The organism is Enterococcus sp. ARL09-542, assembly GCF_005234805.1.
Taxonomy (GTDB): Bacteria; Bacillota; Bacilli; order Lactobacillales; family Enterococcaceae; genus Enterococcus_D; species Enterococcus_D gallinarum.
Genome location: NZ_QPQX01000053.1, coordinates 1 through 1046, shown reverse-complemented (window position 1 = coordinate 1046; position 1046 = coordinate 1). Strand labels below are relative to the sequence as shown.

Annotated in this window: 1 protein-coding gene; it reads left to right on the top strand. The window is 42.8% G+C overall.

Features of this window, described 5'->3' with window-relative positions; translation table 11 throughout:
* On the top strand, positions 1 to 1046 hold a 1046-nt coding region (deoB, locus tag DVW06_RS16815; RefSeq protein WP_137264923.1), incomplete at both ends, for a phosphopentomutase.

Here is a 1046-nt window from a genome sequence, read left to right as displayed (position 1 = left end):
GGTGACGTTGGTTCTGATACATTAGGACATATCGCCAAAGAAGCTGGATTGACGATTCCTCATTTGGAACAGTTAGGTCTTGGTACGATCCGACCGCTGGATGGTGTCAAAAATGTAGCAGACCATGACGGCTATGCAACGAAACTAGAAGAAATCTCTGTCGGAAAAGATACCATGACTGGACACTGGGAAATCATGGGTTTGAATATTCAAAAACCGTTTCGTGTGTTTCCTGACGGATTTCCTCAAGAATTGCTGCAACAAATCGAAGAATTTTCTGGACGTAAAATCGTCTGCAACAAACCTTATTCCGGTACAGCAGTCATTGATGATTACGGTGAACACCAAATGAAAACAGGCGATTTGATCGTTTATACGTCTGCCGATCCAGTCTTGCAAATTGCAGCTCATGAAGAAATCATTCCGTTGGAAGAATTGTACCGCATTTGCCAATATGTGCGTGATATTACCAAAGATGAACCATATATGATCGGCCGCATCATTGCTCGCCCTTATGTTGGTGAACCAGGAAACTTCACCCGGACAAGCAACCGGCATGACTATGCACTGGATCCTTTTGGACACACAGTGTTGGATTCGTTGAAAGATGCTGGCAAAGACGTCATCGCTGTCGGAAAGATCAATGACATCTTCAATGGTCAAGGAATCACTGATTCAGTAAGAACAAAGAGCAATATGGATGGTGTGGATCAGCTATTGAATGTGATGAAGCAAGACTTTACCGGCCTAAGTTTTACTAATTTAGTTGATTTCGATGCGCTTTACGGCCATCGCCGGGATGTTGTCGGTTATGCTCATGCCATTGAAGATTTCGATTTAAGAATCCCAGAGATTCTGGATGCCATGGCTGACGATGATTTATTAATGATCACAGCCGATCACGGAAATGATCCAACCTTTACTGGGACTGATCATACAAGAGAATATGTACCATTATTGGTTTACAGCAAACAATTTAAAGGACAAGGCCAACTACCCCAAGGCCATTATGCCGATATTTCAGCAACAATTGCAGAAAACTTTGC